The 25,068-nt window shown below is 69.1% G+C and carries 24 protein-coding genes; 16 read left to right on the forward strand and 8 right to left on the reverse strand.

Annotated elements, in window-relative coordinates; genetic code table 11:
• Nucleotides 1-8: 8 nt before the first annotated feature.
• Nucleotides 9-785: a phosphate ABC transporter ATP-binding protein PstB gene (gene pstB / locus ACFZDJ_RS36510; RefSeq protein WP_101404245.1), complete on the forward strand. Its 777-nt coding sequence runs from the start codon at nucleotides 9-11 to the stop codon at nucleotides 783-785.
• Nucleotides 786-1,221: 436 nt separating this feature from the next.
• Here the strand turns inward: pstB and ACFZDJ_RS36515 are convergent, their stop codons facing one another.
• Both ACFZDJ_RS36515 and ACFZDJ_RS36520 read right to left on the reverse strand, forming a co-directional pair.
• The gene (locus tag ACFZDJ_RS36515; protein WP_168493092.1) at nucleotides 1,222-2,220 is read right to left on the reverse strand and encodes an inorganic phosphate transporter; all 999 of its coding nucleotides are present in this window, start codon (nucleotides 2,218-2,220) and stop codon (nucleotides 1,222-1,224) included.
• Nucleotides 2,221-2,225: 5 nt separating this feature from the next.
• Nucleotides 2,226-2,846 carry a DUF47 domain-containing protein gene (locus ACFZDJ_RS36520; RefSeq protein ID WP_054232360.1) on the reverse strand — a complete coding sequence of 207 codons (621 nt, stop codon included), beginning with the start codon at nucleotides 2,844-2,846 and terminating at the stop codon, nucleotides 2,226-2,228.
• A gap of 422 nt (nucleotides 2,847-3,268) precedes the next feature.
• Between ACFZDJ_RS36520 and ACFZDJ_RS36525 the strand changes: the two genes are divergently transcribed.
• Nucleotides 3,269-3,586 carry a metal-sensing transcriptional repressor gene (locus tag ACFZDJ_RS36525; RefSeq protein WP_391065434.1) on the forward strand — a complete coding sequence of 106 codons (318 nt, stop codon included), beginning with the start codon at nucleotides 3,269-3,271 and terminating at the stop codon, nucleotides 3,584-3,586.
• Between the two features lie 43 nt (nucleotides 3,587-3,629).
• On the opposite strand, the gene ACFZDJ_RS36530 is transcribed toward ACFZDJ_RS36525, so the two are convergent.
• Both ACFZDJ_RS36530 and ACFZDJ_RS36535 read right to left on the reverse strand, forming a co-directional pair.
• Nucleotides 3,630-3,815: a hypothetical protein gene (locus ACFZDJ_RS36530; protein ID WP_067371445.1), complete on the reverse strand. Its 186-nt coding sequence runs from the start codon at nucleotides 3,813-3,815 to the stop codon at nucleotides 3,630-3,632.
• A 132-nt stretch (nucleotides 3,816-3,947) separates the two neighbouring features.
• On the reverse strand, nucleotides 3,948-4,787 hold the full coding sequence (locus tag ACFZDJ_RS36535; RefSeq protein ID WP_391065376.1) for a hypothetical protein: 840 nt from the start codon (nucleotides 4,785-4,787) through the stop codon (nucleotides 3,948-3,950).
• Nucleotides 4,788-4,904: 117 nt separating this feature from the next.
• Here ACFZDJ_RS36535 and ACFZDJ_RS36540 point away from each other — a divergent pair, with 117 nt between their 5' ends.
• A complete protein-coding gene (locus tag ACFZDJ_RS36540) occupies nucleotides 4,905-5,078 on the forward strand; it encodes a hypothetical protein (protein WP_390930864.1) in 174 nt (57 codons plus the stop codon).
• 190 nt (nucleotides 5,079-5,268) lie between these two features.
• Nucleotides 5,269-6,840 carry an FAD-binding protein gene (locus ACFZDJ_RS36545; protein ID WP_391065379.1) on the forward strand — a complete coding sequence of 524 codons (1,572 nt, stop codon included), beginning with the start codon at nucleotides 5,269-5,271 and terminating at the stop codon, nucleotides 6,838-6,840.
• 44 nt (nucleotides 6,841-6,884) lie between these two features.
• Here the strand turns inward: ACFZDJ_RS36545 and ACFZDJ_RS36550 are convergent, their stop codons facing one another.
• From ACFZDJ_RS36550 to ACFZDJ_RS36560, 3 genes are all read right to left on the reverse strand, one after another.
• Nucleotides 6,885-7,586: a phosphatase PAP2 family protein gene (locus tag ACFZDJ_RS36550; protein WP_390930868.1), complete on the reverse strand. Its 702-nt coding sequence runs from the start codon at nucleotides 7,584-7,586 to the stop codon at nucleotides 6,885-6,887.
• A gap of 190 nt (nucleotides 7,587-7,776) precedes the next feature.
• Nucleotides 7,777-8,784 (reverse strand): bifunctional lytic transglycosylase/C40 family peptidase, encoded by a 1,008-nt coding sequence (locus ACFZDJ_RS36555; RefSeq protein WP_282190020.1) that lies wholly within the window; start codon nucleotides 8,782-8,784, stop codon nucleotides 7,777-7,779.
• Nucleotides 8,785-8,986: 202 nt separating this feature from the next.
• Nucleotides 8,987-9,745, reverse strand: a complete 759-nt coding sequence (locus tag ACFZDJ_RS36560; RefSeq protein WP_391065382.1) for a trypsin-like peptidase domain-containing protein — start codon at nucleotides 9,743-9,745, stop codon at nucleotides 8,987-8,989.
• A 359-nt stretch (nucleotides 9,746-10,104) separates the two neighbouring features.
• Between ACFZDJ_RS36560 and ACFZDJ_RS36565 the strand changes: the two genes are divergently transcribed.
• The 11 genes from ACFZDJ_RS36565 (at nucleotide 10,105) to ACFZDJ_RS36615 (ending at nucleotide 23,362) form a co-directional block, all read left to right on the forward strand.
• A complete protein-coding gene (locus tag ACFZDJ_RS36565) occupies nucleotides 10,105-10,950 on the forward strand; it encodes a Scr1 family TA system antitoxin-like transcriptional regulator (protein ID WP_391065386.1) in 846 nt (281 codons plus the stop codon).
• Nucleotides 10,951-11,022: 72 nt separating this feature from the next.
• Complete coding sequence (locus ACFZDJ_RS36570) at nucleotides 11,023-11,259, forward strand: DUF397 domain-containing protein (RefSeq protein WP_168509466.1); 237 nt, start codon at nucleotides 11,023-11,025, stop codon at nucleotides 11,257-11,259.
• Entirely contained in the window at nucleotides 11,181-12,155 is a 975-nt protein-coding gene (gene bla, locus ACFZDJ_RS36575) for a class A beta-lactamase (RefSeq protein ID WP_391065389.1), read from the forward strand. Before ACFZDJ_RS36570 ends, bla begins: the two co-directional genes overlap by 79 nt.
• Before the next feature lie 372 nt (nucleotides 12,156-12,527).
• Nucleotides 12,528-13,895 (forward strand): peptidase S8, encoded by a 1,368-nt coding sequence (locus tag ACFZDJ_RS36580; protein WP_391065392.1) that lies wholly within the window; start codon nucleotides 12,528-12,530, stop codon nucleotides 13,893-13,895.
• 376 nt (nucleotides 13,896-14,271) lie between these two features.
• Nucleotides 14,272-15,609, forward strand: coding sequence for a peptidase S8 (locus ACFZDJ_RS36585; RefSeq protein ID WP_391065395.1), 1,338 nt, complete (start codon nucleotides 14,272-14,274; stop codon nucleotides 15,607-15,609).
• 562 nt (nucleotides 15,610-16,171) lie between these two features.
• Nucleotides 16,172-16,480, forward strand: a complete 309-nt coding sequence (locus tag ACFZDJ_RS36590; RefSeq protein WP_054232206.1) for a hypothetical protein — start codon at nucleotides 16,172-16,174, stop codon at nucleotides 16,478-16,480.
• 186 nt (nucleotides 16,481-16,666) lie between these two features.
• The gene (locus tag ACFZDJ_RS36595) at nucleotides 16,667-17,527 is read left to right on the forward strand and encodes a hypothetical protein (protein ID WP_391065398.1); all 861 of its coding nucleotides are present in this window, start codon (nucleotides 16,667-16,669) and stop codon (nucleotides 17,525-17,527) included.
• Nucleotides 17,517-18,851, forward strand: a complete 1,335-nt coding sequence (locus ACFZDJ_RS36600; RefSeq protein WP_391065400.1) for a hypothetical protein — start codon at nucleotides 17,517-17,519, stop codon at nucleotides 18,849-18,851. Before ACFZDJ_RS36595 ends, ACFZDJ_RS36600 begins: the two co-directional genes overlap by 11 nt.
• Entirely contained in the window at nucleotides 18,848-20,407 is a 1,560-nt protein-coding gene (locus ACFZDJ_RS36605; RefSeq protein WP_168509470.1) for an SCO6880 family protein, read from the forward strand. Before ACFZDJ_RS36600 ends, ACFZDJ_RS36605 begins: the two co-directional genes overlap by 4 nt.
• A gap of 14 nt (nucleotides 20,408-20,421) precedes the next feature.
• Entirely contained in the window at nucleotides 20,422-21,846 is a 1,425-nt protein-coding gene (locus tag ACFZDJ_RS36610) for an ATP-binding protein (protein ID WP_067371420.1), read from the forward strand.
• A 1-nt stretch (nucleotide 21,847) separates the two neighbouring features.
• Nucleotides 21,848-23,362, forward strand: coding sequence for a type IV secretory system conjugative DNA transfer family protein (locus ACFZDJ_RS36615; RefSeq protein WP_390930885.1), 1,515 nt, complete (start codon nucleotides 21,848-21,850; stop codon nucleotides 23,360-23,362).
• Nucleotides 23,363-23,402: 40 nt separating this feature from the next.
• On the opposite strand, the gene ACFZDJ_RS36620 is transcribed toward ACFZDJ_RS36615, so the two are convergent.
• Nucleotides 23,403-23,945 carry a GNAT family N-acetyltransferase gene (locus ACFZDJ_RS36620; RefSeq protein WP_391065403.1) on the reverse strand — a complete coding sequence of 181 codons (543 nt, stop codon included), beginning with the start codon at nucleotides 23,943-23,945 and terminating at the stop codon, nucleotides 23,403-23,405.
• Between the two features lie 123 nt (nucleotides 23,946-24,068).
• On the opposite strand from ACFZDJ_RS36620, the gene ACFZDJ_RS36625 reads away from it, so the two are divergent.
• Nucleotides 24,069-24,830, forward strand: a complete 762-nt coding sequence (locus tag ACFZDJ_RS36625) for a CDP-alcohol phosphatidyltransferase family protein (RefSeq protein ID WP_168509473.1) — start codon at nucleotides 24,069-24,071, stop codon at nucleotides 24,828-24,830.
• The last annotated feature ends 238 nt before the right edge of the window (nucleotides 24,831-25,068 follow it).

The raw sequence follows: 25,068 nt of genomic DNA on the forward strand, positions 1-25,068 counted from the left end.
TGATTGACATGGCCAAGCGAATCGACGTAAGCGGTCTCACCGCCTACTACGGCTCCCACAAGGCGATCGAAGACATCTCGATGACGGTCGAGCCGCGCTCGGTGACGGCGTTCATCGGCCCCTCCGGCTGCGGCAAGTCGACGTTCCTGCGCACGCTGAACCGTATGCACGAGGTCACCCCCGGCGGCCGGGTCGAGGGCAAGGTCCTCCTCGACGACGAGGACCTCTACGGCCAGGGCATCGACCCCGTCGCCGTGCGCCGCACGATCGGCATGGTCTTCCAGCGCCCCAACCCCTTCCCCACCATGTCGATCTTCGACAACGTGGCGGCGGGTCTGCGTCTGAACGGCTCGTACAAGAAGTCCGAGCTGAACGACGTCGTCGAGAAGTCCCTCAAGGGCGCGAACCTCTGGAACGAGGTCAAGGACCGCCTCAACAAGCCCGGTTCGGGTCTGTCGGGCGGTCAGCAGCAGCGTCTGTGCATCGCGCGGGCGATCGCGGTGGAGCCGCAGGTCCTCCTCATGGACGAGCCCTGCTCGGCCCTGGACCCGATCTCGACCCTCGCCATCGAGGACCTGATCGGCGAGCTGAAGGAGCGCTTCACGATCGTCATCGTGACGCACAACATGCAGCAGGCCGCGCGCGTCTCCGACCGCACCGCGTTCTTCAACCTGGCCGCGGTGGGCCAGCCGGGCCGGCTCATCGAGATCGACGACACGGAGCGCATCTTCTCCAACCCGTCGGTGCAGGCCACGGAGGACTACATCTCCGGCCGCTTCGGCTGAGCCGTTTCCCCCATACCCCTCGCGGTGCTGCATGGCGGTGCCACCGCGAGGACGAGAAGGGCCCGCCCCTGGCTCCCGGGGGCGGGCCCGCTCGTCTTCAGCGAACACCAAGTCCGCCGCGACGACGGGCCGACGGGGGCTCGCCACGCAGGCCCTTTGACCACCGGCCGACGGGGGCTTGCCACGCAGTTCCCCGCGCCCCCTGAAACGGGGCTTCGCCCCGAATCCCCCACCCACCCATAGACCTTCGGCTGCCGGCCGGTGGGGGTTACTCGCGCAGTTCCCCGCGCCCCTGAAGGAGCGCTCCGCGCGTCTCCGGGCGACGGCCCCAGATGGGGGTCCGGGGGCGGAGCCCCACGGGGGTCCGGGGGCGGAGCCCCTGGGGATGGGTCGGGTAGGGGCGGCGGGGGCGAGGAGTGTTGGTGCGTCCGGCGGCCTACAGGAACGCCAGGTCCACGATCCAGAAGCTCGCGGCAGCCACCAACGCCGCCGCCGGCATCGTGATGAACCACCCCATGACGATGTTCTTGGCGACGCCCCAGCGAACCGCGTTCACCCGCTTCGTCGCCCCGACACCCATGATCGCCGAAGTGATGACATGCGTCGTCGAGATCGGCGCCTTGAAAAGAAACGCCGTGGCGAACATGATCGACGCCCCCGTCGTCTCCGCGGCGAACCCCTGCGGCGGATCCAGCTCAATGATCTTGCGCCCGAGCGTCCGCATGATGCGCCACCCACCGGCGTACGTACCCAGCGACAGCATCACCGCACAGACGATCTTCACCCACACCGGGATCGGATCGTCCGACTTCTGGACGTCACCGATGACGAGCGCCATCACCACGACGCCCATCGTCTTCTGGGCGTCCTGAAGACCGTGCCCGAGCGCCATCCCCGCCGCGGACACCGTCTGCGCGATCCGGAACCCCCGCTTGGCCTTGTGCGGATTGGCCCGCCGGAACAGCCACATGATCGCGCACATGACCAGATAGCCGACGATCAGACCGACGACCGGCGACAGGAACATCGGAATGATGACCTTGTCCACGACCCCGGACCACAGCACCTTCGTACCGCCCGCGAGCGCGGCCCCCACCAGTCCCCCGAACAACGCGTGCGAGGAGGACGACGGAAGCCCGAAGTACCAGGTGACCAGGTTCCAGACGATCGCCCCGACGAGCGCGGCGAAGAGGATTCCCATCCCCTTCGACCCCTCGGGCGTCGCGATCAGCCCCTTGCTGACGGTGTTCGCCACCCCGCTCCCGAGGAACGCACCGGCGAGGTTCATCACCGCGGCCATGGCGAGCGCGGCCCGCGGGGTCAGCGCCCGCGTGGACACCGACGTGGCGATGGCGTTCGCCGAGTCGTGGAAGCCGTTCGTGTACGTGAATCCGAGCGCGACCAGAATGGTCACGACCAGCGCAAAGGTGTCCACGAAGTTCAGGACTCCTTGACGGCGATGGTCTCCACCGTGTTCGCCACATGTTCGAACGCGTCGGCCGCTTCCTCCAGCACATCCACGATCTGCTTGAGCTTCAGGACCTCGATGGCGTCGTACTTGCCGTTGAAGAGATGGGCGAGCAGCTTGCGGTGGATCTGGTCGGCCTGGTTCTCCAGCCGGTTGACCTCGATCCAGTACTCGGTGAGGTTGTCCATCGTCCGCAGGTTCGGCATGGCCTCGGCCGTCAGCTCGGCGGCCCGGGCCAGTACCTCGATCTGCTGTTCCACGCCCTTGGGGAGCTCCTCGACCTGATACAGCACAACCAGGTCGACGGCCTCCTCCATGAAGTCCATGATGTCGTCGAGGGACGAGGCCAGGTTGTAGATGTCCTCGCGGTCGAACGGCGTGATGAAGGAGGAGTTCAGCTGGTGGAAGATCGCGTGAGTGGCGTCGTCACCGGCGTGTTCGGCGGCCCGCATGCGCTCTGCGATCTCGGCCCGGGCGGAGGCGTCCGCCCCGAGCAGTTCCATCAGGAGTTTCGAGCCCGTGACGATGTTGTCCGCGGAGGCGGAGAACATGTCGTAGAAGCTCGTCTCCCTGGGGGTCAGACGAAAGCGCACTTGAGGTCCTCGGGGTCCTTTTGTTCGGTCAGGCTGATGCTAGGCGCATCATCCGGCCACGGCTAACCGGCCGTCCCCCAGTGTCGCCCATCGGGCACAGTGATCAGCACAGGGTCCGGTCCCGGCATCCGGCAAGGGCCCTATACCCAGCAAAGTTCGTTACCATATACCCACCAGGGGTATATATACCGGACCATCAGGAGGACGCGATGACGACCACCGAGGCCGGCGCGACGGCGCCCTCCGACAGGGTCGAATCGACTCAGGACGTCCCGGACATTTCGAACATCCAGGCCCCCACCGAGACCGAGGAAGCCGGGAGCGACGGAACCGGGAGCGACCGAGCCGGGAGCAAGGACGTCGCGGGCGAGGTAGCCGAGCCCGGAGGCGTCGAGACAGGAGACGTCGAGACCGGAGGCGTCGTGACCGGAGGCGTCGTCACCGACCACGACCGCGGCATCCACGGCTACCACAAGCAGAAGGCCGAACACCTCAAGCGGCTGCGCCGCATCGAGGGCCAGATCCGCGGTCTGCAGCGGATGGTCGACGAGGACGTCTACTGCATCGACATACTCACCCAGGTCTCCGCCTCCACGAAGGCCCTCCAGTCCTTCGCACTCCAGCTCCTCGAGGAACACCTGCGCCACTGCGTCGCGGACGCGGCCCTCAAGGGCGGCGAGGAGATCGACGCGAAGGTCGAGGAGGCCACGAAGGCGATCGGCCGCCTGCTGCGCACATGACACACGCACACGGGGGATACCGAAGTGCGCACGTGAAGCGGGCCTACTCCCCCGTGCCACTCCCCCGGGTGCGCTCTTCGGCCACCTTCAGTACCTCGTCGATGCTCTCCAGGCTGAGCCGCTCCTCGTGGGCGGCCGAGGCCGCGATGATCAGGTCGCCGCACAGCTCGATCTCGGCGAGGGCCACGTGGTCCTGAACTGCCGTACCGCCGACCGGAGCCACGTGCATCACCTCTTCCTGCCGTCACCGACTTCCTAGAGTAGGGAGCGGCCTACACACCGCGCATGGCACGGAAGGGCCATTTCCAGCCCTCAACTCCTCCCCGTACACGCACCGGCAGCCACGCCGGCGGACGGACGCCTACGGCTCCGCGATCTTCCCCGCGAAGATGTCCTCGGGTTCCGGAAGCCGTACGTGGGCGGGGACCCCGAAGTCGTACAGCAAGGTCGTCGAGGCGACCGCGACGGTGCCCTTCTGCCGCCCGTTGATGAAGCTGAACCGGTTCCGGAGCTTGCGGACGCGCCCCTGGTCGTCGAGGTAGACGTCGAACGGGACTTCGGCCGTGGCGAACCCTTGCGCCGCCGCCGCGAGTGCCTTCCGGTTCCCCCACGAGGCGCTCCGCGCGGCGATGTCCAGGTCGGCGGTCCCGCGATAGTGCCGCACCGGCGTCCCGGCCACCTCCGTCCTCCCCATGTACGTCGCCGTCCGCGCGCCCCGCAACAACTCCGCCGCGGCGAAGGGGTCGGTGGCGCCGCCGGTCACGAGATTCCCGTCGGAGAGGGTGGCCGTGTCGACGCGGACCCATTTGTCGGCGGGCACACCGGCGCCGCGGTTCTTCATGAACAGGGCGCCCGGGGCGAGGAGTTCGGTGATCGGCCGGTGCTCGACGGCGCCCGCGGGATCCTGCGGCAGCAGCACCTTCAACTGCCCCAGCTGCTTCTTGAAGTCGTAGACACCCTGGCCGCGGATGGTGACCCGGGTCCCGCCCGTGGCCATCTCCATCGACGTGCGGGTCTTGGCGCTGCCGGCGCGCTCCAGTGTGGCGGCGGCCCGGTGCAGTACCTCGACGGAGGTGACGCCCTCACGCGCGTCCTCGGCACCGGCCCGGCCGACGGAACATCCGCCGACGCAGACCATGAGCCCCGCCACCGCGACCGCGACGACGCCCGTGCCCGTCCGACTCTGCTGCTGCGCCACCATCGTCCGCCGACCCCCAGCCGGTCCGTCCCGGGCCTCCTGTCGTTCCGGTTAACGACGGGTAGGGACGGCCGTCACGCGGTGGGGATTCATTTGCTTGCCTTGGGTAACGTTGTCGGTGTGGCGCAGCCGGAGGAGACCCGTCCCGTCCAGGAACACCGGACGACAACGATCGAACAGGGTCGCTTCTGTCTGGCGCGCTGCACCTGCGGCTGGCGAGGACCGGCCCGCCGAGCCCGCAGCATGGCCCGCACCGACGCCGAGGGCCACATGGAGAACACCCCGCTCGCCTAGCGCCCCGTGAGCGGCGTGACCAACCTCTCGCCCAGCCTCAGCCGAAAAGACCCACCCCAGGTTCAGGATGGTGCGAGATCCGCGCGGGATCACGGTGATGTCCCGGTTCCGTCCCGCGCCCGTCCGCCGCGGAACCCCCAGGACCCGGCACACGTCTCGTCCCACGCACGGGAAGCAACGGGAGGCGCACATGCAACGGCGTACGTTCATCGGTGGCGGCGCGGCCGCACTCGCGGCGGCGGCCACGGCCGGGTGCAACGGCAAGAGCAGCGGGGGCAAGGCGGCGGCCACGGAGACGGCCGGCACCTCGATACGCACGGCCACCACCAGCACGGGCACCGGCATAGCCGCCCACGCCGCCGCCAACTGGACGGCCCTCGCCAAGGACCTCGACGGCCCGCTGGTCCGCCCCGGCGACCGCAGCTGGTCGACGGCCCACCTGCTGTACAACACCCGCTTCGACTCCCTGAAGCCCACCGCCGTCGCGTACGTCGCCCACGCGGACGACATCCGTACGACCATGGCCTACGCCCGCGCCCACAACATCCCGCTGTCGATCCGCAACGGCGGCCACTCCTACGCGGGCTGGTCCTCCGGAAACGGCCGACTGATCCTGGACGTGTCCAAGCTCAACACCATCCGGGCGTCCGCGAACGAGGCGGTGGTCGGCGCCGGTTCCAAGCTGATCGACGTCTACCGGGCGCTCGCCGCGAAGGGCGTCACGATCCCGGCCGGCTCGTGCCCGACGGTCGGCGTCTCCGGTCTGACCCTCGGCGGCGGCCACGGCGTCGTGTCACGGGCGTACGGCCTGACCTGCGACAGCCTCACCCAGGCGACGCTGATCACCGCGGACGGCAAGCAGCTCGTGGCGAACGCGAGCGAGAACAAGGACCTCTTCTGGGCCCTGCGCGGCGCCGGCAACGGCAACTTCGGTGTCGTCACCGAGCTGCGCTTCAAGACCCACGCCGCCCCGCAGGCCGTGTCGGCGTACATGACGTGGCCCTGGGCGAAGGCCGCCGCCGTGGTGAAGGCCTGGCAGGAGTGGGGCCCCAGCCAGCCGGACGAGATCTGGTCCTCGCTCCACCTGGAGAACGGCAGCGGCACCCCCACCGTCGCCGTCGCCGCCTTCTCCCTGGGCACCTACGGCGAACTCCAGAACGCCGTGGACCGCCTGGCCACCAAGGTCGGCGCCCCCGCGCGCAGCGTCTCGCTCAAGAAGCGCACGTACAAGGAGTCGATGGAGGCGTACGCGGGCTGCTCCTCCTTCCCCACCGAGGCCCAGTGCCATCTGCCGGGCTCGACGCCGGGCCGCTCCCCGCAGGGCTCCCTCAGCCGCGACACGTTCGCGGCCCGCTCGGACTTCTTCGACCGGTCCATCTCCGCGGCCGGCATCCAGACGCTGCTGCACCAGATCTCCTCGGTCCGCGGCGGCGCGGGCAGCATCGCGCTCACCGCGCTGGGCGGTGCGGTCAACCGGGTCTCGCCGACCGCGACGGCCTTCGTGCACCGCCGTTCCCGGATGCTCGCCCAGTACTTCGCCTCCTGGGGCGCCGGCGCCTCCGGCACCACGGTCCAGTCCTGGCTGACCTCCGCCCACTCGGCGATGGCCCCCTACGCCTCCGGTGCCGCCTACCAGAACTACACGGACGCAAGCCTCACCAACTGGCGCAAGGCGTACTACGGCGACGCGGCGAGCCGCCTCGCGGCCCTGAAGAAGCAGTACGACCCGAACCGCTTCTTCACCTTCCCCCAGGCACTCTGAGCGCCAGGGGGAACCTCCCCGAGAACACCCTGCAGGGGGAGCGCCTACGCGGCGAGGTCCGGCTCCTCGGGGCGCTCCGCCCGCGCCCCGGGAATCAGCGCCTCCTGCCCCGCACGCCCCGCGCTCCGCGCCCGGATCAGCCATCCGGCGCGCGGCGAGTGCTCCACGGCCTTCATCACCGGGGTCAGCAGGGCCATGGCGAGCGGGGACAGCAGCAGGGCGACGGCGGTGCCGAGGGCGAAGCCGCCGATGACGTCCGTCGGATAGTGCACGCCCATGTAGACCCGGCAGAAGCCTTCGAGCAGTGCGATCCCTATCCCGACGAGCCCGAACTTCCGGTTCGCGACGAACAGCCCGACGCCGATCGCCATGGTGAGCGTCGCGTGGTCGCTCACGAAGGAGAAGTCGGTCTTGCCACTGACCAGGACGTCGAGCCCCTGGTGGTCCACGAAGGGGCGGGGTCTCTCCACGAAGCCCCGTATCGGCACGTTCACCAGCACCGCGACGCCGGCCGCGAGGGGCGCCCAGACGAGCGCGGCCACCGATGGGGCGGCGTTCTCGTCGCCGCGCCGCCGCACGGTCCACCAGCACCACAGCACCAGCAGGACCATGGCGAGCAGCAGCCCGTACTCGCCGACGAACTCCATGCCGCGGTCGAACCAGTGCGGCGCGTCCTTGGCGAGGCCGTTGATGTCGTACAGCAGGTCCACGTCGGGGTTCGAACCGGATTCGGCGAGTCCAGCCATGGTGCTGCGGCCCCTTCGTCGTCTTTCCGCGGGCGCAGCCTTTCGTGCGCCCCCCGATCCACCCCCGTGGTCGTAGATCAGCTCTACGTCAACAGGAACGCACATTCCCCCTCAGTACGTTCCACCCTCCACCGAATGATCACGCAGACGTTATCGAAGAGAGATACATCGCCGCAGCTCAGGGGTGGGATCAAACCGTCGTCGGCAACGCTTTCGCGCCATCTTCGGTCACGCGCGTGGCGCCGAAGTAGTCGGGGGTGTCGATGGGGTCGAAGCGGATGACGGCACCCGTTCGCGGTGCGTCGATCATGTACCCGCCACCCACATAGATACCGACGTGCCGAATGGCCCGCGAGTTGGTGAGGTCGTCGGAGAAGAACACCAGATCGCCCGGAAGCAGTTCCGCGCGCGCGGGGTGTGCTCCGGCGTTGTACTGGTCGTTGGCGACGCGCGGCAGGGTGACCCCGACGCTCTCGTACGCCGCCTTGGTCAGACCCGAGCAGTCGAAGCGTCCACCCTGGTCAGCGGTTCCGTTGCCGCCCCACAGGTAGGGCGTGCCGAGCTTCTTCTGCGCGTAGTAGATCGCCGCGGCGGCCTGCTGCGAGGGATCCACCCGGCTCACCGGCCGCGCGAAGCTCTTCTCCAGAGTTGTGATCGTCTTCACATAATTCTGGGTCTCCTTGTACGGCGGCACGCCCCCGTACTTGATGACCGCGTAGGCCCCCGCGTTGTAAGCGGCGAGCATGTTCTCCGTGACGTTCCCGGGCGCGTCCTTCACATAGGACGCGAGCTTGCAGTCGTAGGAGGCCGCCGACGGAATCGCGTCATTCGGGTCCCATACGTCCCGCTTGCCGTCCCCATTGCCGTCGATTCCGTGCGTGGCCCAGGTGCCGGGGATGAATTGCGCTATCCCCTCCGCCGCCGCCGGACTCTTGGCGTTCGGGTTGAACCCGCTCTCCTGATACAGCTGTGCGGCGAGCAGCGCCGGATTGATCGCGCTGCACAGATTGCCCCACTTCTGTACGAGCGTCTGGTACGCGGCCGGCACGGCACCCTTGGCGAGACCGACCGATCCGCCGCCGACCCCGTTGGCGAGGTTCCCGGCCACCATGTAGACGCCGACGACCAGCGCCGACATGAAGGCGAGCCCCACCCCGGCGACGGCGGTCACCACGACCCACGTCTTACGCACCGTCAACCGCCCCTCGCCGCACGGGAGTCCGCCGGACGTCAGTCTAGAGGCGACCCCTGCGCGAGGAAACGATCACACACGACAAGAAACGGGGCGCGAAGTGCGCCCCGAACCCCTACCGCACGCCCCGAACCCCTCCCGCACACTCCGAACCCGCCCCGCACACTCCGAACCCGCCCCGCACACTCCGAACCCGTCCCGCGCGCCCCTAACCCGCCTTGCGCGCCGCCTTGTACAGTGCCGCGGCCTCTTTCCCGAGGACGATGCTGAACGAGACGTCGTCGGTGTCCCCGCCCGCCTCGTGGCCGCCGATGACCCCGACGACCGCCCCGTCGCCGTTCACCCAGGGGCTGCCGCTGGTGCCGCCGGCGAAGGCGGGGCACTCGATGCGCTGCTGGGTGCGGCTGTGGACGGTCGGTTTGTTCGTACAGATGATCGGCGCGTCGAGGGTACTGGGGTAGCCGGTGACCGTGACGGCGGTGGCCCCGGTCTCCCGCCCCGTGGCAAGGGCGTTCCCGCCGACGACGTCCTCGATGCCCTTCGCACCCTGCTTGGCGACCTCGGCGAAGGCGACGTCGCTGTCCTCGTCCTGACCGCCGGTCCAGGCGTCACCGACGAAGGTCTTCTTGACGTCCCAGATCCCGTACGGCGCCTTGCCGTCCCGATAACCCGGGACGAACCGCAATTTTCCGCCCCCGTCAAGACAGTGTGCGGCGGTCACCAGGAGGTCCCGCCCCTCGCTGTGCACGACGGAGGCGGTGCAGAAGTGCCCGCTCAGGCCGTCACCCGCGCCGAACAAGGCGCCCACACGGGCGCTCGCCTTGTTCGTGTCGGCCTGCACGGTCACGCCGAACGGCCCGGGGCCGTCGTCGGCGGACGCCACGGACGCGGACGTGACGGCCAGCATCACGACCACGACGAACAAAGCGTTCCGCCGGTTACCAGGGGGACGAGTGGTGCGCTTCATCGGTTCACACTCTGGCCCACGGAATTAAGAAAAATCCTGGAACCACACTGAGAATCTCCTATGAGTCACCGGTGGGAGCCAACGGAGTCACAACGGCAGGTCCACCGTACGGCCCATCCCCGGCCCTCGCACGCACACTCGACCCTCCACATTTCACCCCACATTGCCCACAACCTGTGGACGAACATCGCCGAACCCGGCCGGGACTTGTGGATCCGACGGTTCGGACGGTTCGGAGGGGGCGAGGCGTTCAGGTAAGAAGGCAGCGGCGAGCGGTAAACTCATTCACCGGTTTGCAGGAATCGGGTTCACTACCACTCGTGCGGGCGACCGGTGACATCCAGGAGACGGAGGTGCCCGTGAGGAGCAACCCGACGGGTCGCCAACTCCGCTTCGGCGCGGAGCTGCGCAAACTCCGGGAGCGCGCGGGCCTGACCGCCACCGGGGCCGGTCAACTCATGGGCATCAAGCAGACCCAGGTCAGCAACATGGAAGCCGGGCGTGTGGGCGTGAGCGCCGAACGGGTGCGCGCGCTCGCCTGCCACTACGACTGCTCGGACAAGGCCCTCGTCGACGCGCTCAGCACCATGACCACCGAGCGCTCGCGCGGCTGGTGGGAGGAGTACCGCGAGATCCTGCCCGCCGCCCTGCTGGATCTCGCCGAGGTGGAGCACCACGCCAGGCGGCTGCGTACCGCGGCCACGATGCACATCCCGGGCCTGTTCCAGACCACCGATCACGCCCGTGAGCTGCTCGGGCACGTCGTGCCCGAGCTCTCACCACCGGAGATCGAGCACCGGGTGTCGTTCCGCGTCAAGCGCCAGACGGTCCTCTTCGGAGACGCCCCGACCACTCTGGTGGCGATCATCCACGAGGCGGCCCTGCGCATGCGGTTCGGCGGCCTCACCGTGGCCAAGTCCCAGTTGCGGCACCTGCTGGACATGAGCGAGCGGGACCACATCACCCTCAAGGTGATCCCGTTCGCCACCGGATCCTTCCCGGGTTCCGGCCAGTCGGTCTTCTACGCCGAAGGACCGGTCCCCCAGCTCGACACCGTGCACCTCGACCAGTCCCACGGCCCGGCGCTCCTCGACGCCGAAGCCCAGTTGCAGATGTACCGCGCTCTCCTCGACCGGATGGAATCGGTGTCCCTCGCCCCCGAACACTCACGAGACTTCATCCACAAGCTGATCCACGATCTGTGAAAGGGACCGAGACACTCACCGCCACGCCCACCACCTTCCACGCCCGCCTCCTCACCCCTAAGGAAGCCCCTCGTGGCTGACGTCCCCCCGGACCTCCACTGGGTCCGCGCCGCCCCGGACGACGCGACCGGCCCCGGCCCCTGGATCGAACTCGCCTTCGGCGCCGACGACCTGGTCCACATCCGCGAAACCAGCGACCCCACCAACATCGTCACTACCACTCAGAAGAAGTGGGACGCCTTCGTCCTGGGCGTACAGGCGGGCGAGTTCGACCACTTCGTGGAAGGACTGGAGGACGAGAGATCTTAGGGACCACGACAACACGCCGCACCCTGCTCACCGCGGCCACCACCACCGCCGCCACCCTCGCGCTCGGCGCGGGACCGGCGTACGCGGAGGATCCCCGACACCGGGACACCCACGCCCGGCTCCGCGAGCTGGAGGCGCGACACAGGGCGAGGATCGGCGCGTTCGCGTACAACCTGAGGACGAAGGCCACCGTGCGCCACCGCGCGGCGGAACGCTTCCCCATCTGCTCGGTGTTCAAGACGCTCGCGGCGGCGGCCGTGCTGCGGGATCTGGACCGGCACGGGGAGACACTCGCCCGGCGCATCCACTACACGGTGGCAGACCTGGCCGGGTACTCACCGAAGACGGGTGAGCCCGAGCACCTGGCAGACGGCATGACCGTCGAGGAACTGTGCGACGCGGCGATCCGCTACAGCGACAACACGGCGGCCAACCTGCTGCTCCGCGAGCTGGGCGGCCCCACGGCGATCACGCGTTTCTGCCGCTCGCTCGGGGACCCGAAGACCCGCCTGGACCGCTGGGAGCCGGAGCTGAACACGGCGGAGCCCTGGCGGGTGCAGGACACGACCACCCCGGGTGCCATCGGCGGCACGTACGCCCGGCTCGTCCTCGGCGACGCGCTCCACTACCGGGACCGCGACCGCCTGACGACGTGGCTGCTCGGCAACACCACCAGCGGCGACCGTTTCCGCGCGGGCCTGCCCGAGGACTGGACGATCGCCGACAAGACCGGCACCGGCGACTACGGCACCAGCAACGACGTGGGCATCGCCTGGACCCCGGACGGAGCCCCCGTGGCCCTCGCCGTCCTCAGCACCAAACCCGCGCGGGACGCCGCCGCAGACAGCCCCCTCGTCGCCGCCACGGCCTCGGTCCTGGCCGCGGCCGTGGGCTGACGCGAGCCCCCTGGAAGTCGGCGGCCCCCGTCGTCACTCGGCCGGCGCCGCCCCCGTGTACGCCGCGGTCGTGCGATCCGCGGCGCCACGGGCGGCGGCGTCCGCCGTCACCACCCGCGCCTCGCCCGATGCACAGCCGATCCGCGAAGCGAGTCAAGCCGACGTCAACTTCCAGCCATCGAGGGGCCATTGACGGGTAACCCGATCACCCGGGTTCGGTATGGCGGAAGTCAGAATTCCAGATCTCTCTTGTTTGTCGCGTACTCAACAAGCGAGTGTCTACGCGGGTCACACGGCCCGGCCGCCGGAGGCACCGCACCGACGGCAACAGCACCCGCACCGCCCCTGTCAACCTCTCTCAGGAGCTGTACGTTGCGTACTACACCCCCCATACCCCCCACACCCGGCAACAGATCGGCCGCACGCACCAACTGGCGCCGCATCGGCTCCGCGGCCGCCGCCACCGCCGCCCTCCTGGTGGCCGGTTTCGGCACCGCCGTCGACGCGAGCGCGGCGGCCGGCACGACCGCGACGAAGACCGTCGCGAGCAAGGCCACCGCCGCCAAGGCCGGTTCCACCAAGGTCACCTGGACCCGTTCCTGTGCCGAGCCCAAGAAGAAGGGGGAGATGGCCTGCAACGCGCTGCGCGTGACCGGCGGCACGACCGCCTTCATGAAGGCCAACGCCCACGCGAACGCCGTCACCCCCAAGGCCGCCGCCGACTCCCCCACCGGCTACGGCCCCAGTGACCTCCAGGACGCCTACGGCCTGACCGACGCCGCCGCCTCCAACGGCTCGGGCGAGACCATCGCGATCGTCGACGCCTACGACGACCCGAACGCGGCCTCCGACCTCGCCGCGTACCGCTCGTACTACGGCCTGTCGGCGTGCACCGTCGCCAACGGCTGCTTCAAGAAGGTCAGCCAGACGGGCTCCACGACCTCCCTCCCCTCCGCCGACAGCGGCTGGGCCGGCGAGATCTCGCTCGACCTCGACATGGCCAGCGCCGTCTGCCCCAACTGCAACATCACGCTGGTAGAGGCGAAGTCCTCCTCCATGGCCAACCTCGGCACCGCGGTGAACGAGGCGGTCAAGCTCGGCGCGAAGTACGTCTCCAACAGCTACGGCGGCTCGGAGTCCTCCTCCGACACCTCCTACGACAGCTCGTACTTCAACCACCCGGGCGTCGCCATCACGGTCAGCGCGGGTGACTCCGGCTACGGCGCCGAGTACCCGGCCGCCTCCAAGTACGTGACCTCCGTCGGCGGCACCGCCCTCTCCTCGAGCTCCAACAGCCGCGGCTGGACCGAGAAGGTGTGGAACACCAGCAGCACCGAGGGCACCGGCTCCGGCTGCTCCGCCTACGACGCCAAGCCGACCTGGCAGACCGACACCTCCTGCTCGAAGCGCATGATCGCGGACGTCTCGGCCGTCGCCGACCCGGCGACCGGCGTCTCGGTCTACGACACCTACGGCGACGGCACCGGCTGGGTCACCTACGGCGGCACCAGCGCCTCCTCGCCGATCATCGCGAGCGTGTACGCCCTGGCCGGCACCCCGTCCAGCGGCTCGTACCCGGCGGAGTTCCCCTACGGCTCGGCCGGCACGTCCGCGCTCAACGACGTGACGTCGGGCAGCAACGGCTCCTGCTCCACGAGCTACTTCTGCACCGCCAAGTCGGGCTACGACGGCCCGACCGGCTGGGGCACCCCGGAGGGAGTCTCGGCCTTCACCGGCTGATCGCTTCCCTCCGCACGGCACGGAGCCGCCGGGCGACGGATTAAGTGGGGATCCACCGGCGGCGTCTGAGACGGGCCGCGGCAGCCTGCCGCGGCCCGTTCGCCATTGTGTCCAACCGGTCGGAGACTTTGGTACATCCCTTGACCTGCCTGTGAGTTGAGTCAAGCAGCGCTCAGCCGCAGTCCATCGAGCGGCCATCGAGGAGTAACGCGGCGGCCTCGTTCAGTAATGCGGAAGTCAGGATTCCAGACGGCCCTTGTTGTCGCGTACTCAACAAGAGGATGGTCATCGGCGGGCCGCTCGGCCCTCCGCCGGGGACACCGCACCGGCGGCGCACCCGCACTGCCCCTGTCAAACACTCTCAGGAGGCTGTCCGTTGCGTACCTCGAATCCCCAAGAGCCCGCAAGACCCGCCATACGCGGCAGGTGGCGCCGTATCGGAGCGGCCGCCGCCGGCACCGCGGCTCTCGTCCTCGCCGGCTTCGGCGCCGCGGGCCCCGCGAACGCCGCCCCGGCCGCCAAGGCCACCTCCACGACCGCCTCCACCTCCTCCAAGGTGACGTGGAGCCCGGCCTGTTCCACCCCCGCGAAGGGCCAGATGGCCTGCAAGGCGCTGCGGGTCACCGGCGGCACGACCGCCTTCCAGAAGGCCAACGCCCACGCGGACGCCGTCACCCCGAAGGCCGTCGACGCCGCCACCCCGTCCGGGTACGGTCCGAGCAACCTCCAGAGCGCCTACGGCCTGACCTCCGCCGCCGCCTCCAACGGCTCTGGCGAGACGATCGCGATCGTCGACGCGTACAACGACCCGAACGCCGAGGCGGACCTCGCCAAGTACCGCTCGTACTATGGCCTGTCGGCCTGCACCACGGCCAACGGCTGCTTCAAGAAGGTAAGCCAGACCGGCTCGACGACCTCCCTGCCCTCCAGTGACGCCGGCTGGTCCGAGGAGATCTCCCTCGACGTCGACATGGCCAGCGCCATCTGCCCGAACTGCAACATCCTGCTCGTCGAGGCCACCTCCGCCACCATGGCCAACCTCGGCAAGGCGGTGAACGAGGCCGTCACCCTGGGCGCGAAGTACGTCTCCAACAGCTACGGCGGCTCGGAGTCCTCCTCCGACACCTCCTACGACACCTCGTACTTCAACCACCCCGGCGTCGCCATCACCGTCTCCGCGGGTGACTCCGGCTACGGCGCCGAATACCCGGCCGCCTCCAAGTACGTGACCTCCGTCGGCGGTACCGCCCTGTCCACCAGCTCCAACAGCCGCGGCTGGACCGAGAGCGTCTGGGAGACCAGCAGCACCGAGGGCACCGGCTCCGGCTGCTCCGCCTACGACGCGAAGCCGACCTGGCAGACGGACACCGGCTGCTCGAAGCGGACCATCGCCGATGTCTCGGCCGTCGCCGACCCGGCCACCGGTGTCTCGGTCTACGACTCCTACGGGGTCACGGCCGGCTGGTACACCTTCGGTGGTACGAGCGCGTCCTCGCCGATCATCGCCGGTGTGTACGCCCTCGGCGGCACCCCCTCCAGCAGCTCCTACCCGGCGTCCTTCCCCTACGCGTCGGCCGGCACCTCGGCCCTCAACGACGTCACCTCCGGCAGCAACGGCAGCTGCGGCTCCAGCTATCTGTGCACCGCGAAGTCGGGCTACGACGGCCCGACCGGCTGGGGCACCCCGGAGGGAGTCTCGGCCTTCACCGGCTGACCCGCCGGAGACACGGAAAACCCCCGAAAGCACGGGAAAGCGGGGGGAACTGCCGGGGAGGACGTGGGGATCCTCCGGCAGTGCGAGGAACGGGCCGCGGCAACCAGCCGCGGCCCGTTTCCGTGCGCCACGGCGACGGGGATAGCCTTCGAGGCAGCGGCCACGCGTCCACATCGGGCGGACGCGCGGCCCGGAGAACATCGGCTCGACAACCCGTCAGAAACGCGACGGGCACGCAGGGATGCTGCGAGGAGCGACGGGGCCACCGCCCCGCACTCGTCGTAGAAGGGGTTAACGACGGAACCACACCACAGGTTCCGGTTCGACTTCATTGCCCGGCGTGACCAGCCGTGATACACAGAGTGACCATACGACTCTTTGCATACCGTCGCACGCCTCCCGAAAGGGGCCCGCGTACGCCGGTGACAAGGGATTCGTACGAAAACCGCCAATCAATGACGCCAAGTCGACATACGACAGCGGCATTGTCGGCGAGAATGGGCCCGACCTCTGCGCACAGTGGCAGGGGGTGCAGAACTACCCACTAGGGGCGGTGACTTACATGCTTTTCGCAGCCGACAAGGGCGACATCACCACAATCATCGGCGGAATCGCCCCGGACTGGGGTCCCTTCGGCAGCCTGGGCAACGAGGCCAAGACGATGATCCAGGTCGTGATGGCCGTCGCCATCCTGCTCTGCCTCGGGATCGCGATCTGGGGAGCGGCGAAGCAACGCATCGGAGCGACGGCGCTCCGCGACACGTTCAGCGCCGAACAGGGCAAGGGTCTGATCATCGCGGGCCTCACCGGAGTCTTCATCATCGGCTCCCTCGGCACGCTCTTCACCATCGTGTACGGCATGGCCGTCTAGCTTCGGCCGGGCACCCGGCTCCTCACCTCATCTCCTCCTTTCCTGTCCGACCCACCCGTCCGACGTGCCCACCGGCTGAGGTTGCGTTTCCCTGATGTCGAGTCACCACACCGCGTCCGCGCGGGAACCAGCACGGCTACCGTCGTACTACGCGGTTCAGGAAGAGGTTGAGGGGGCGTACGCGACATGAGTCTCGGTGACGAACCCGGATACGGGGACGGCTCCCGCGGCGACGACGGCGGATACGGGGGGACGGGCCAGACCCGGACCCGCCTCCCCGACCGCCCCGGAGACGTCTACGGCGGCGCCCGCCGCGGCCGATCCTCCTCGCGAAGCCTGGTGACGGTGGTCGGCGTCGTCGTCCTCCTCATCGCGGCCATCGCCTTCGCGAACCGTGGAGGAGACGATTCCTCTTCCTCCTCCGGAACCGGCAACGGAGGCGGCACCGCCACCAGAACCTCCCCCACGTCCCCCTCGGGCCAACGCCCGGTGGACACGAACACGGGGGGCATCCCCACGGGGTTCGCGCACAGCGAGCAGGGTGCGCAGAGCGCGGCGGCGAACTACGCGGTGGCGCTGGGGTCGACGAGCATGTTCCAGAAGGCCGGTCGGCACAGCCTGGTCGACACCCTCTACACCTCCGCCGCGGCCGGCCGTCTCCAGGGCCCGCTGGACGACGCCTACTCGACGGGCTTCCTCGACAAACTGGGACTCGACGCGGCCGGCAACGCACCGCAGGGCAGCACCTTCGTCTCCCGCACGATCCCCGTCGGCAGCAAGGTCGAGCGGTACAGCGCCACCGACGCCAAGGTCTCGGTCTGGTACCTGGGCCTCATCGGAATGTCCGCGCAGAACTCGACCGACCCCGTCACCTCGACCTGGAAGACGTGGACCTTCGAGCTCCAGTGGTCCGGCGGGGACTGGAAGATCGTCACCGACTCGCAGAAGGACGGCCCCGCCCCGGTCCCCGGCGACGACAAGGCCGCCACCTCCGACGAGATCAGCAAGGTCATCGAGGAGTACGGAGGGTTCACTTATGCCCGGTAGCCCGCGCCGTGTACTCAGGCTCACCGGAGCCGTCGCGGCCGTACAGACCGCGGTCGTTCTGCTGGCATCCCATGCCTACGCCGCTCCACCGAGCCCGACGCCGAACTCGAGCCCCAGTCCCAGTGCAAGCGCGAGCGCCTCGACCGACTCGTGCAGGCTCATCGTCGGCGAGGCAAAGAAGTACTGCGAAAAGGGCAGCACCAACGGCGGTACCACCGACCCCGGTACCACCTCCACGCTCGACCCCCTCTCCTCGCTGGCCAAGGGCTGCGCCGAGGCCGCGTCCTGGACCATCGACAAGCTCTCCGCGGCGGTCAAGGACACGGCGAACGTCGACTTCACGAACCAGAAGTTCCTCCAGCAGTACGCCGTGGTCTTCGCGGCGTCCACCATCCTCACCCTCCTCCTGTGGCTGCTGGCCGTGGCGAAGCGGGCGGTGCGAGGCGTCCCCCTCGGCACCGCGATCTCCGAGGCGATCGGCTTCCTCTGGCTCACGGTGCTGGCGTCGGCGTTCACCCCGCTGATCCTCTACACCGTCGTCTCGGCCAGCGACGGCGTCACCGACGTCCTCGCCAAGACCACCGGCAACCAGACCGACACCTTCTTCGGCACCTTCTCCGGCGCCCTCGCCAAGGGCGAGAACATCGGCGGCGGCCCGATCATGCTGATCGTCGTCTCCCTGGTGTCGATCCTGGCGGCAGGCGTCCTGTGGCTGGAGCTCGTCATCCGCGCCGCCCTGCTGTACGTCGGCGCCCTGCTCGGCACCGTCGTCTACGCCGGGCTCGTCGACAAGAACCTGTGGGGCCACGTCCGCCGCTGGGCCGGCATCATGATCGCCGTCATCCTGGTCAAACCGGTCATCGTGATCGTGCTGGGCCTCGCCGGCGCGCTGTCGACCAACGGCGGCCCGGACTCCTTCTCCGCCGTCGTCTCCGGCCTCGCGATCATCCTGCTCGCCATCTTCGCCAGCGCGATGATCTACCGCTTCGTGCCCGGCTTCGGCGACGAGATCGCCAATGGTCGCAACAACCGCATCATGCAGGGCGCCGAAGGCAAGGCCGCGGCCGTGATCAGCTCCCCCGCCACCCTGGTCGCCCAGGGCATCAAGACCCACAGCACCCGCGCCGACAACAACGGCGGAGGCGGCGCAGGCGGCGGCAACAGCCAGCCGCGCCCCGCGAACCCCGTCTCCGGAGGCGTGTCCGCCCACAGCACCCGTACGCCGAACGGGGGCGGCGGATCTGTCCCCTCCGCCGCACCCCCACCACGTACCGGCAACACCCGCAACAGCAGCAGCAACCGCACGGGAGGTGAAGGGCGTTGACGACCGATTCCCACGTGTCCCATCCGGTCACGCCCCGCCGTACATATCTGATCGGCCGCGCCCGGCCGAACGCGATCGTCGGCCGGAACCGCGAGTCCGGCGAGATCGCGCTCATCATCGCGGGCGCGTTCCTCGGCATGATGTGCGGCTTGCTCGTCCCCGTCCTGTCCCTGCGGATCGTGCTGCTGATGGGCTTCCCGCTGGTGGCCATCGCCGCGGTGTACGTCCCGTACAAGCGCCGCACCTTCTACAAGTGGTTCGAGATCAACCGCAGTTACAAGCGCAACCTGCGCCGCGGCACGGCGTACCGCAGCAGCGTCCAGGAGGCCGGTACACGCCTCGACGGCAAGGAGGTCGAGATCGGGCCGCCGCCCGGCATCGGCCGGATCTCCTGGCTCGCGGCCCCCTTCGGCCCCGACGAGATCGCCGTACTCCTGCACGCCGACCGCCGCACCGTCACCGCCGCGATCGAGATCGAAGGCCCGGGCGTCGGCCTGCGCGACAGCGAGGACCAGGAAGCCCTCGTCGACCGCTTCGGCACGCTGCTCAAACACGTGGCGAACGGCGACGGCTTCGTCACCCGCCTCCAGATGCTCGCCCGCACCCTCCCCGCCGACCCGGACGCCCACGCCAAGGACGTCTCCCAGCGCGGGGACGAGAAGGCACCGGCCTGGCTCCAGCAGTCCTACGACCAGCTCCAGTCCATGGTGTCCACCAGCAGCGAGCAGCACCGCGCCTACCTCGTCGCGTGCATGCACTACAACCGTGAACTCGCCGCCGAGGCCCAGACCATGGCGCGCGCCGCCCGTCCCCAGGGCGGCAAGAAACTGGACCGCGACGCCGGGCTCGCCGTCGTCATGGCCCGCGAGCTGACCGACATCTGCTCGCGCCTCCAGGAAGCCGACATCCGCGTACGCCAGCCGCTCGGTCAGGGGCGCCTGGCCTCCCTCGTGCACTCCATGTACGACCCCGACCACCCGATCGACCACATCCAGGCGATGACGAAACGCAATGCCTGGCCCGCCGAACTCGACGCCATGGAACCCACCTACCTCCAGGCGAAGACCCGCGAGTCCTCCACCCGCGCCCCCTGGTGCCACGCCACGGCCTGGGTGAAGGAATGGCCGATGACCCCGGTCGGCGTGAACTTCCTGGCCCCGCTCCTGGTCCACACCCCGGACGTCATCCGCACCGTCGCCGTCACGATGGACCTCGAACCCACCGAGGTCGCCATCGAGCGCATGCTGACGGAGAAGACGAACGACGACGCCGAGGCCAGCCGCCAGTTGAAGATGAACCGCACGGTCGACCCCCGCGACATCGCCTCCCACAACCGTCTGGACCAGCGCGGCGAGGACCTCGCGAGCGGCGCGGCGGGCGTCAACCTCGTCGGCTACATCACGGTCAGCTCCCGCTCCCCGGAGGCCCTCGCCCGCGACAAGCGCACCATCCGCGCCTCCGCCGGAAAGTCGTATCTGAAGCTGGAGTGGTGCGACCGCGAGCACCACCGTGCCTTCGTCAACACACTGCCGTTCGCCACCGGAATCCGCAGGTAGGAGCTGATGTTCTGATGCGGGATCCGCTGTCCGCCGCGACAGACGCCTTCACGGGCTTCCTCTTCGGCAAGGTCGAGACGACCCGCCTGCCGGTGCGCACCTCCACAGGCCAGGCCCAGGCGGTCTACCTGCCGACCGCCGCACCCGGCCTCGGCGACTCGGGCGTCATCATCGGACGCGAGGTGTACTCCGGGAAGGGCTACATCTACGACCCCTTCCAGTTGTACGGCCAGCAGCTCCCCGCGCCGCACTGGCTGGTGCTCGGCGAGTCCGGCAACGGCAAGTCGGCGCTGGAGAAGACCTACGTCCTGCGCCAGTTGCGCTTCCGCGACCGCCAGGTCGTCGTGCTCGACGCACAGGGTGAGGACGGCGTCGGCGAGTGGAACCTCATCGCGGAAGAGCTGGGAATAACTCCCATCCGCCTGGACCCGACAGCGGCCCTGGACATGGGCATCCGCCTCAACCCGCTCGACCCGGCGATCACGACGACCGGCCAGCTGGCCCTGCTGCGCACGATCATCGAGGTCGCGATGGGACACGGCCTCGACGAGCGGTCCGGCTTCGCCCTCAAGGTCGCGCACGCCTATGTCAACGAGACGATCGTCGAGCGCCAGCCCGTACTGATGGACATCGTCGAGCAGCTACGGCACCCCGAGCCGGAGTCGGCCGAGGCGATGAACGTCGCCATAGACGACGTACGGGCGTGGGGTCTGGACGTCGCCCTGGTCCTCGACCGTCTGGTCGACGGTGACCTCAGGGGCATGTTCGACGGCCCCACGACGGTGGGCATCGACCTCGACGCCCCGCTCATCGTCTTCGACCTGTCCCACATCGACCGCAACTCCATCGCCATGCCGATCCTGATGGCGATCGTCGGCGTGTGGCTGGAACACACCTGGATCCGCCCCGACCGCAAGAAGCGCATCTTCCTGGTGGAGGAGGCGTGGCACATCATCAACAGCCCCTTCGTGGCCCAGCTCTTCCAGCGCCTGCTGAAGTTCGGCCGACGCCTGGGTCTGTCCTTCGTGGCGGTCGTCCACCACCTGTCCGACGTGGTGGACGGCGCGGCGGCCAAGGAGGCGGCCGCGATCCTGAAGATGGCGTCCACCCGCACGATCTACGCCCAGAAGGCGGACGAGGCACGGGCGACGGGCCGGGTGATCGGCCTGCCCCGGTGGGCCGTCGAGATCATCCCGACCCTGACCCCCGGCATCGCCGTCTGGGACGTCAACGGCAACGTCCAGGTGGTCAAACACCTCATCACCGAGACCGAACGTCCCCTCGTCTTCACCGACCGCGCCATGACCGAGTCCTCCGCCGACCACCTTGCCGACGACGCGCTGCGTGCCGCCGAACTGGAGGCCGAGGAACGCGCCGCGGCCTTCGTGGAGCAGCACCTCGCCGATCTCGACGGTTCGTCCGAGTCCACGGTGGCGTGAGATGAGCCGGGACGGGCGGGACCGCCGCAAGGCGGAGAGCGAGGGCGGCATCCCGGACGGCCTGCTGGTCGGGGTGCTCGCCTTCCTGCTCGGCATGACCTTCCTGATCTGGTCGGCCACGGGGCTCGCCGGCTGGTTCGCCCACGGCGCCTGGCCGAACACGGTCACCTTCGCCCGTACGCCGCTGGCCCTGCGGCACCTGATCGGGCACCCGCACGACGTGACGGGCGCCTGGCCTGACACGCCCGCGGACCAGCTCTCGGGGTACGGGCTCTTCTGGGGCCTGTTCATCGGCCAGCTGATGGTGCTGGTCGTGCTGACCATCTTCGTGATGGGGACGTGGGCACGGTGGCGGGCGGTCCGGGCGAGACGCAGGGCAGGGGCGTACGCGAGACAGGCGCCGGCGCCGGTACCTGAACCGGCTCCGACCCCCGCTGCCGAACAGGTCCCCCCGCGTCATGAGGTCCCGCTGCCACGACCCGAGCCGCAGCCGGCCGCCGAGCTGTCCAAGGAGACTCCGCAGACAACGCCTTCGACGGCTCCCTTGGCGGCGGACAGTAAGCGGGTGGGTGGGTGGGAAAGAAATCGCACCGCAGCCGCGCTCATCCTCGCACCACCAGAAACCCGCCACACCACCGCAACTCAAGCCGTACGAGACGCGGACGGCCCCGCCCTGGTGGTCACCTCCAACCCCGCCATCTGGTCGGAGACCAAGGACGCCAGAGCCAAACTCGGCCCCGTCCTCCTCTACGACCCCTCCCACCTCTGCGACACCCCGGCCCGCCTCCACTGGTCCCCCTCCACCGGCTGCGAGGACAAGGCGACGGCGGCGTCAAGAGCCACCGCCCTCCTCGGCCCCGTCCGCCCCACCGCCAAGGTCGACCAGGCCATGGCAGACGTCGCCGAAACGCTCCTGCGCAGCTATCTGCACGCCGCCGCGGTGGAGGGCAAGGCCTTCCGCCACGTCCACCGCTGGGCCCAGGGCAGCCAGGTGCAGGACGCCGTACGAGCCCTCCGTACCAACCCCAAGGCCGCCTCCGGCGCGGCGGGCGAACTCGAGGCCGCCCTCACCTCGCACCCGGAACGCCGCGACATAGCACAGGAGTTGACGGCCCGCGCCCTGTCCGCCCTCTTCACGGTCAACGTCCGCGAATCCTGCACCCCGAACCGAAGTGACTCCCTCACACTGGATTCCTTCGTCAACGAAGGGGGCACGCTCTATGTGGTCGGTGAACCCATCGAGGACCCCAAGGCGAACCCCGGCGCGATGCCGCTCCTGACGGCCCTCGCCTCAAGCGTGGTCGAGCGCGGCCGGCGCATGGCCGAACGGTCATCCTCCGGTCGCCTCGACCCACCACTTACGCTCGTCCTGGACGACGTCGCCGCGGTGGCCCCGCTCCCCCAGCTCCCGGAGCTGCTCGCCACCGGAGCCGACCAGGGCCTGCCCACCCTGGCCCTCCTCCGCTCCCAGGAACAGGCCAGGGCCCGCTGGCCCCAGCACGAACTCCCGGTCTGACGACGCATAAGGGCCGGCGACACCCAGGACCTGGCGGCGCCTACGGCCTGGCGATCACAAACTCCAGATCCCGGGTCCCCTCGTTCCCCTCGGATGCCACAGATCCCCCGGTCGGCACGAACCCCGCCTTGCGGTAGAAGGCCTCGGCGCGTCCGTTCTTCTCGTGCACGAACAGCCGTACACGCTCAAGCCCGCGCTTCCAGGCCCAGGCGAGAGCGCGGTCGACGAGCGCGTCCGTCACACCGCTCCCCCGGTGCTCGGCCCGCACGAAGACACCCACCAGATGCCCCTGCTCCTGCTCGATCACGGCATCGAAGAAGTCCCGCTGCCCGGCCTTCTCGACCAGCATGACCACGGAACCGCCCCACACCCCGTCCGGTCCGACCGCGACGAACTGCCGCGCCCCGTCCCCCTCGGCGGCCCCCGCCGCCCGTTCCTGCCAGAACGAGTCGGGCCGGGCCGCCGCCTGCTCGTAGGTCTCCAGGAACGCGAGATGCGCCACGGGGTCCTTCAGGGCGTCAAGCCGCAACTCCTTGACCGCGGGCCACTCGTGGGCACTTATGGAGCGAATTACATGGTTCATGGAGCCCACCGTAGTCTCCGCGTCCGACGTCGCTCATCTCAATTCCACCCTGCCGATCCCCGCCGTCCGGGACCCCGTCATGCTCTTCCCTGTACTCACATTGATCCCAGGGGAGAAAGCCGCATGACCAAGGTCCAACTAGAGGAACTCCGCGAGGTCATTCACCCCGCGGGCAAGCTGGAGAGCAGGGCGGAACACTGGGCCGGCCGCCTTTACATGCGCTCGCTCTCCCTGCGGGTGACCCGTCAGATGCTGGGCACCCGCGTCTCGCCGAACCAGATCACGACGGTCATGGTCTTCGCGGGCGTACTCTCCGGAGTCGCCCTGGTCGTCCCCGGCCTGGGCGGCGCCGTACTGTCCGTCCTCTTCATGCAGTTGTATCTGCTCCTGGACTGCGTGGACGGCGAAGTGGCCCGCTGGCGACGCCAGTTCAGCCCGCTCGGCGTCTATCTGGACCGCCTCGGCGCCTACCTCGCCGACGCCGCCGTCATGGTCGGCATGGGCATCCGCGCCGCCGAACTCGGCCTGAACCTCTATCTGGTGGCCGGCCTGGCGGCCGCGATCGGTGTGCTGCTCCTGAAGTCGTCCTCCGACCTCGTCCACGTGGCACGCTCCGACAGCGGCATGGAGAAGGCCACCGACCAGTCCGTCGTGCCGCGCTCCAGCGGCCTCGCCCGGGTCCGCCGCCTCACCTCGGCGGTCGGCCTTCACCGCCTGGTCAACGGCATCGAGTGCACCATCCTGCTGCTCGTGACGGCGATCGTCGACCTGGCGCTCGGCGACCTGACGGCGACGAAGATCGTGACCGTGGCCGTGACGGCGATCGTCTGGCTGCTCGTCCCCGCGCACATCGTCTCGATCGTCGCCTCATCCCGCCTGAAGTAACCGAGCGAGGGGCACACGGGGCTGTTGTTCGGCCCCGTGTGCCCCTCGCGGATGCGTATCTGGCACTCAAGGCAGCGGGACGGCTGTAAACCGGCACAAAAAAAGGGGGCCTCTCGAATCGAGAGGCCCCAAAAAATGATCCCGAACGCAGAAAACCCCCGTACCGATTTCCCGGTACGGGGGTTTTCCCTAAAATGAGTTCGGCGGCGTCCTACTCTCCCACAGGGTCCCCCCTGCA

The sequence above is a fragment of the Streptomyces sp. NPDC007896 genome, from assembly GCF_042959425.1.
GTDB lineage: Bacteria > Actinomycetota > Actinomycetes > Streptomycetales > Streptomycetaceae > Streptomyces.

Bases quoted from the DNA above. Each gene is read 5' to 3' on its own strand.
- ACFZDJ_RS36535 (WP_391065376.1), bottom strand. From the start codon at position 4,787: ATGGTGGCGCAGCAGCAGAGTCGGACGGGCACGGGCGTCGTCGCGGTC.
- ACFZDJ_RS36615 (WP_390930885.1), top strand. From the start codon at position 21,848: ATGAGCCGGGACGGGCGGGACCGCCGCAAGGCGGAGAGCGAGGGCGGC.
- ACFZDJ_RS36595 (WP_391065398.1), top strand. From the start codon at position 16,667: ATGAGTCTCGGTGACGAACCCGGATACGGGGACGGCTCCCGCGGCGAC.
- ACFZDJ_RS36560 (WP_391065382.1), bottom strand. From the start codon at position 9,745: ATGAAGCGCACCACTCGTCCCCCTGGTAACCGGCGGAACGCTTTGTTC.
- ACFZDJ_RS36625 (WP_168509473.1), top strand. From the start codon at position 24,069: ATGACCAAGGTCCAACTAGAGGAACTCCGCGAGGTCATTCACCCCGCG.
- ACFZDJ_RS36620 (WP_391065403.1), bottom strand. From the start codon at position 23,945: ATGAACCATGTAATTCGCTCCATAAGTGCCCACGAGTGGCCCGCGGTC.
- ACFZDJ_RS36610 (WP_067371420.1), top strand. From the start codon at position 20,422: ATGCGGGATCCGCTGTCCGCCGCGACAGACGCCTTCACGGGCTTCCTC.
- ACFZDJ_RS36530 (WP_067371445.1), bottom strand. From the start codon at position 3,815: ATGCACGTGGCTCCGGTCGGCGGTACGGCAGTTCAGGACCACGTGGCC.
- ACFZDJ_RS36590 (WP_054232206.1), top strand. From the start codon at position 16,172: ATGCTTTTCGCAGCCGACAAGGGCGACATCACCACAATCATCGGCGGA.
- pstB (WP_101404245.1), top strand. From the start codon at position 9: ATGGCCAAGCGAATCGACGTAAGCGGTCTCACCGCCTACTACGGCTCC.
- ACFZDJ_RS36550 (WP_390930868.1), bottom strand. From the start codon at position 7,586: ATGGCTGGACTCGCCGAATCCGGTTCGAACCCCGACGTGGACCTGCTG.
- ACFZDJ_RS36600 (WP_391065400.1), top strand. From the start codon at position 17,517: ATGCCCGGTAGCCCGCGCCGTGTACTCAGGCTCACCGGAGCCGTCGCG.
- ACFZDJ_RS36545 (WP_391065379.1), top strand. From the start codon at position 5,269: ATGCAACGGCGTACGTTCATCGGTGGCGGCGCGGCCGCACTCGCGGCG.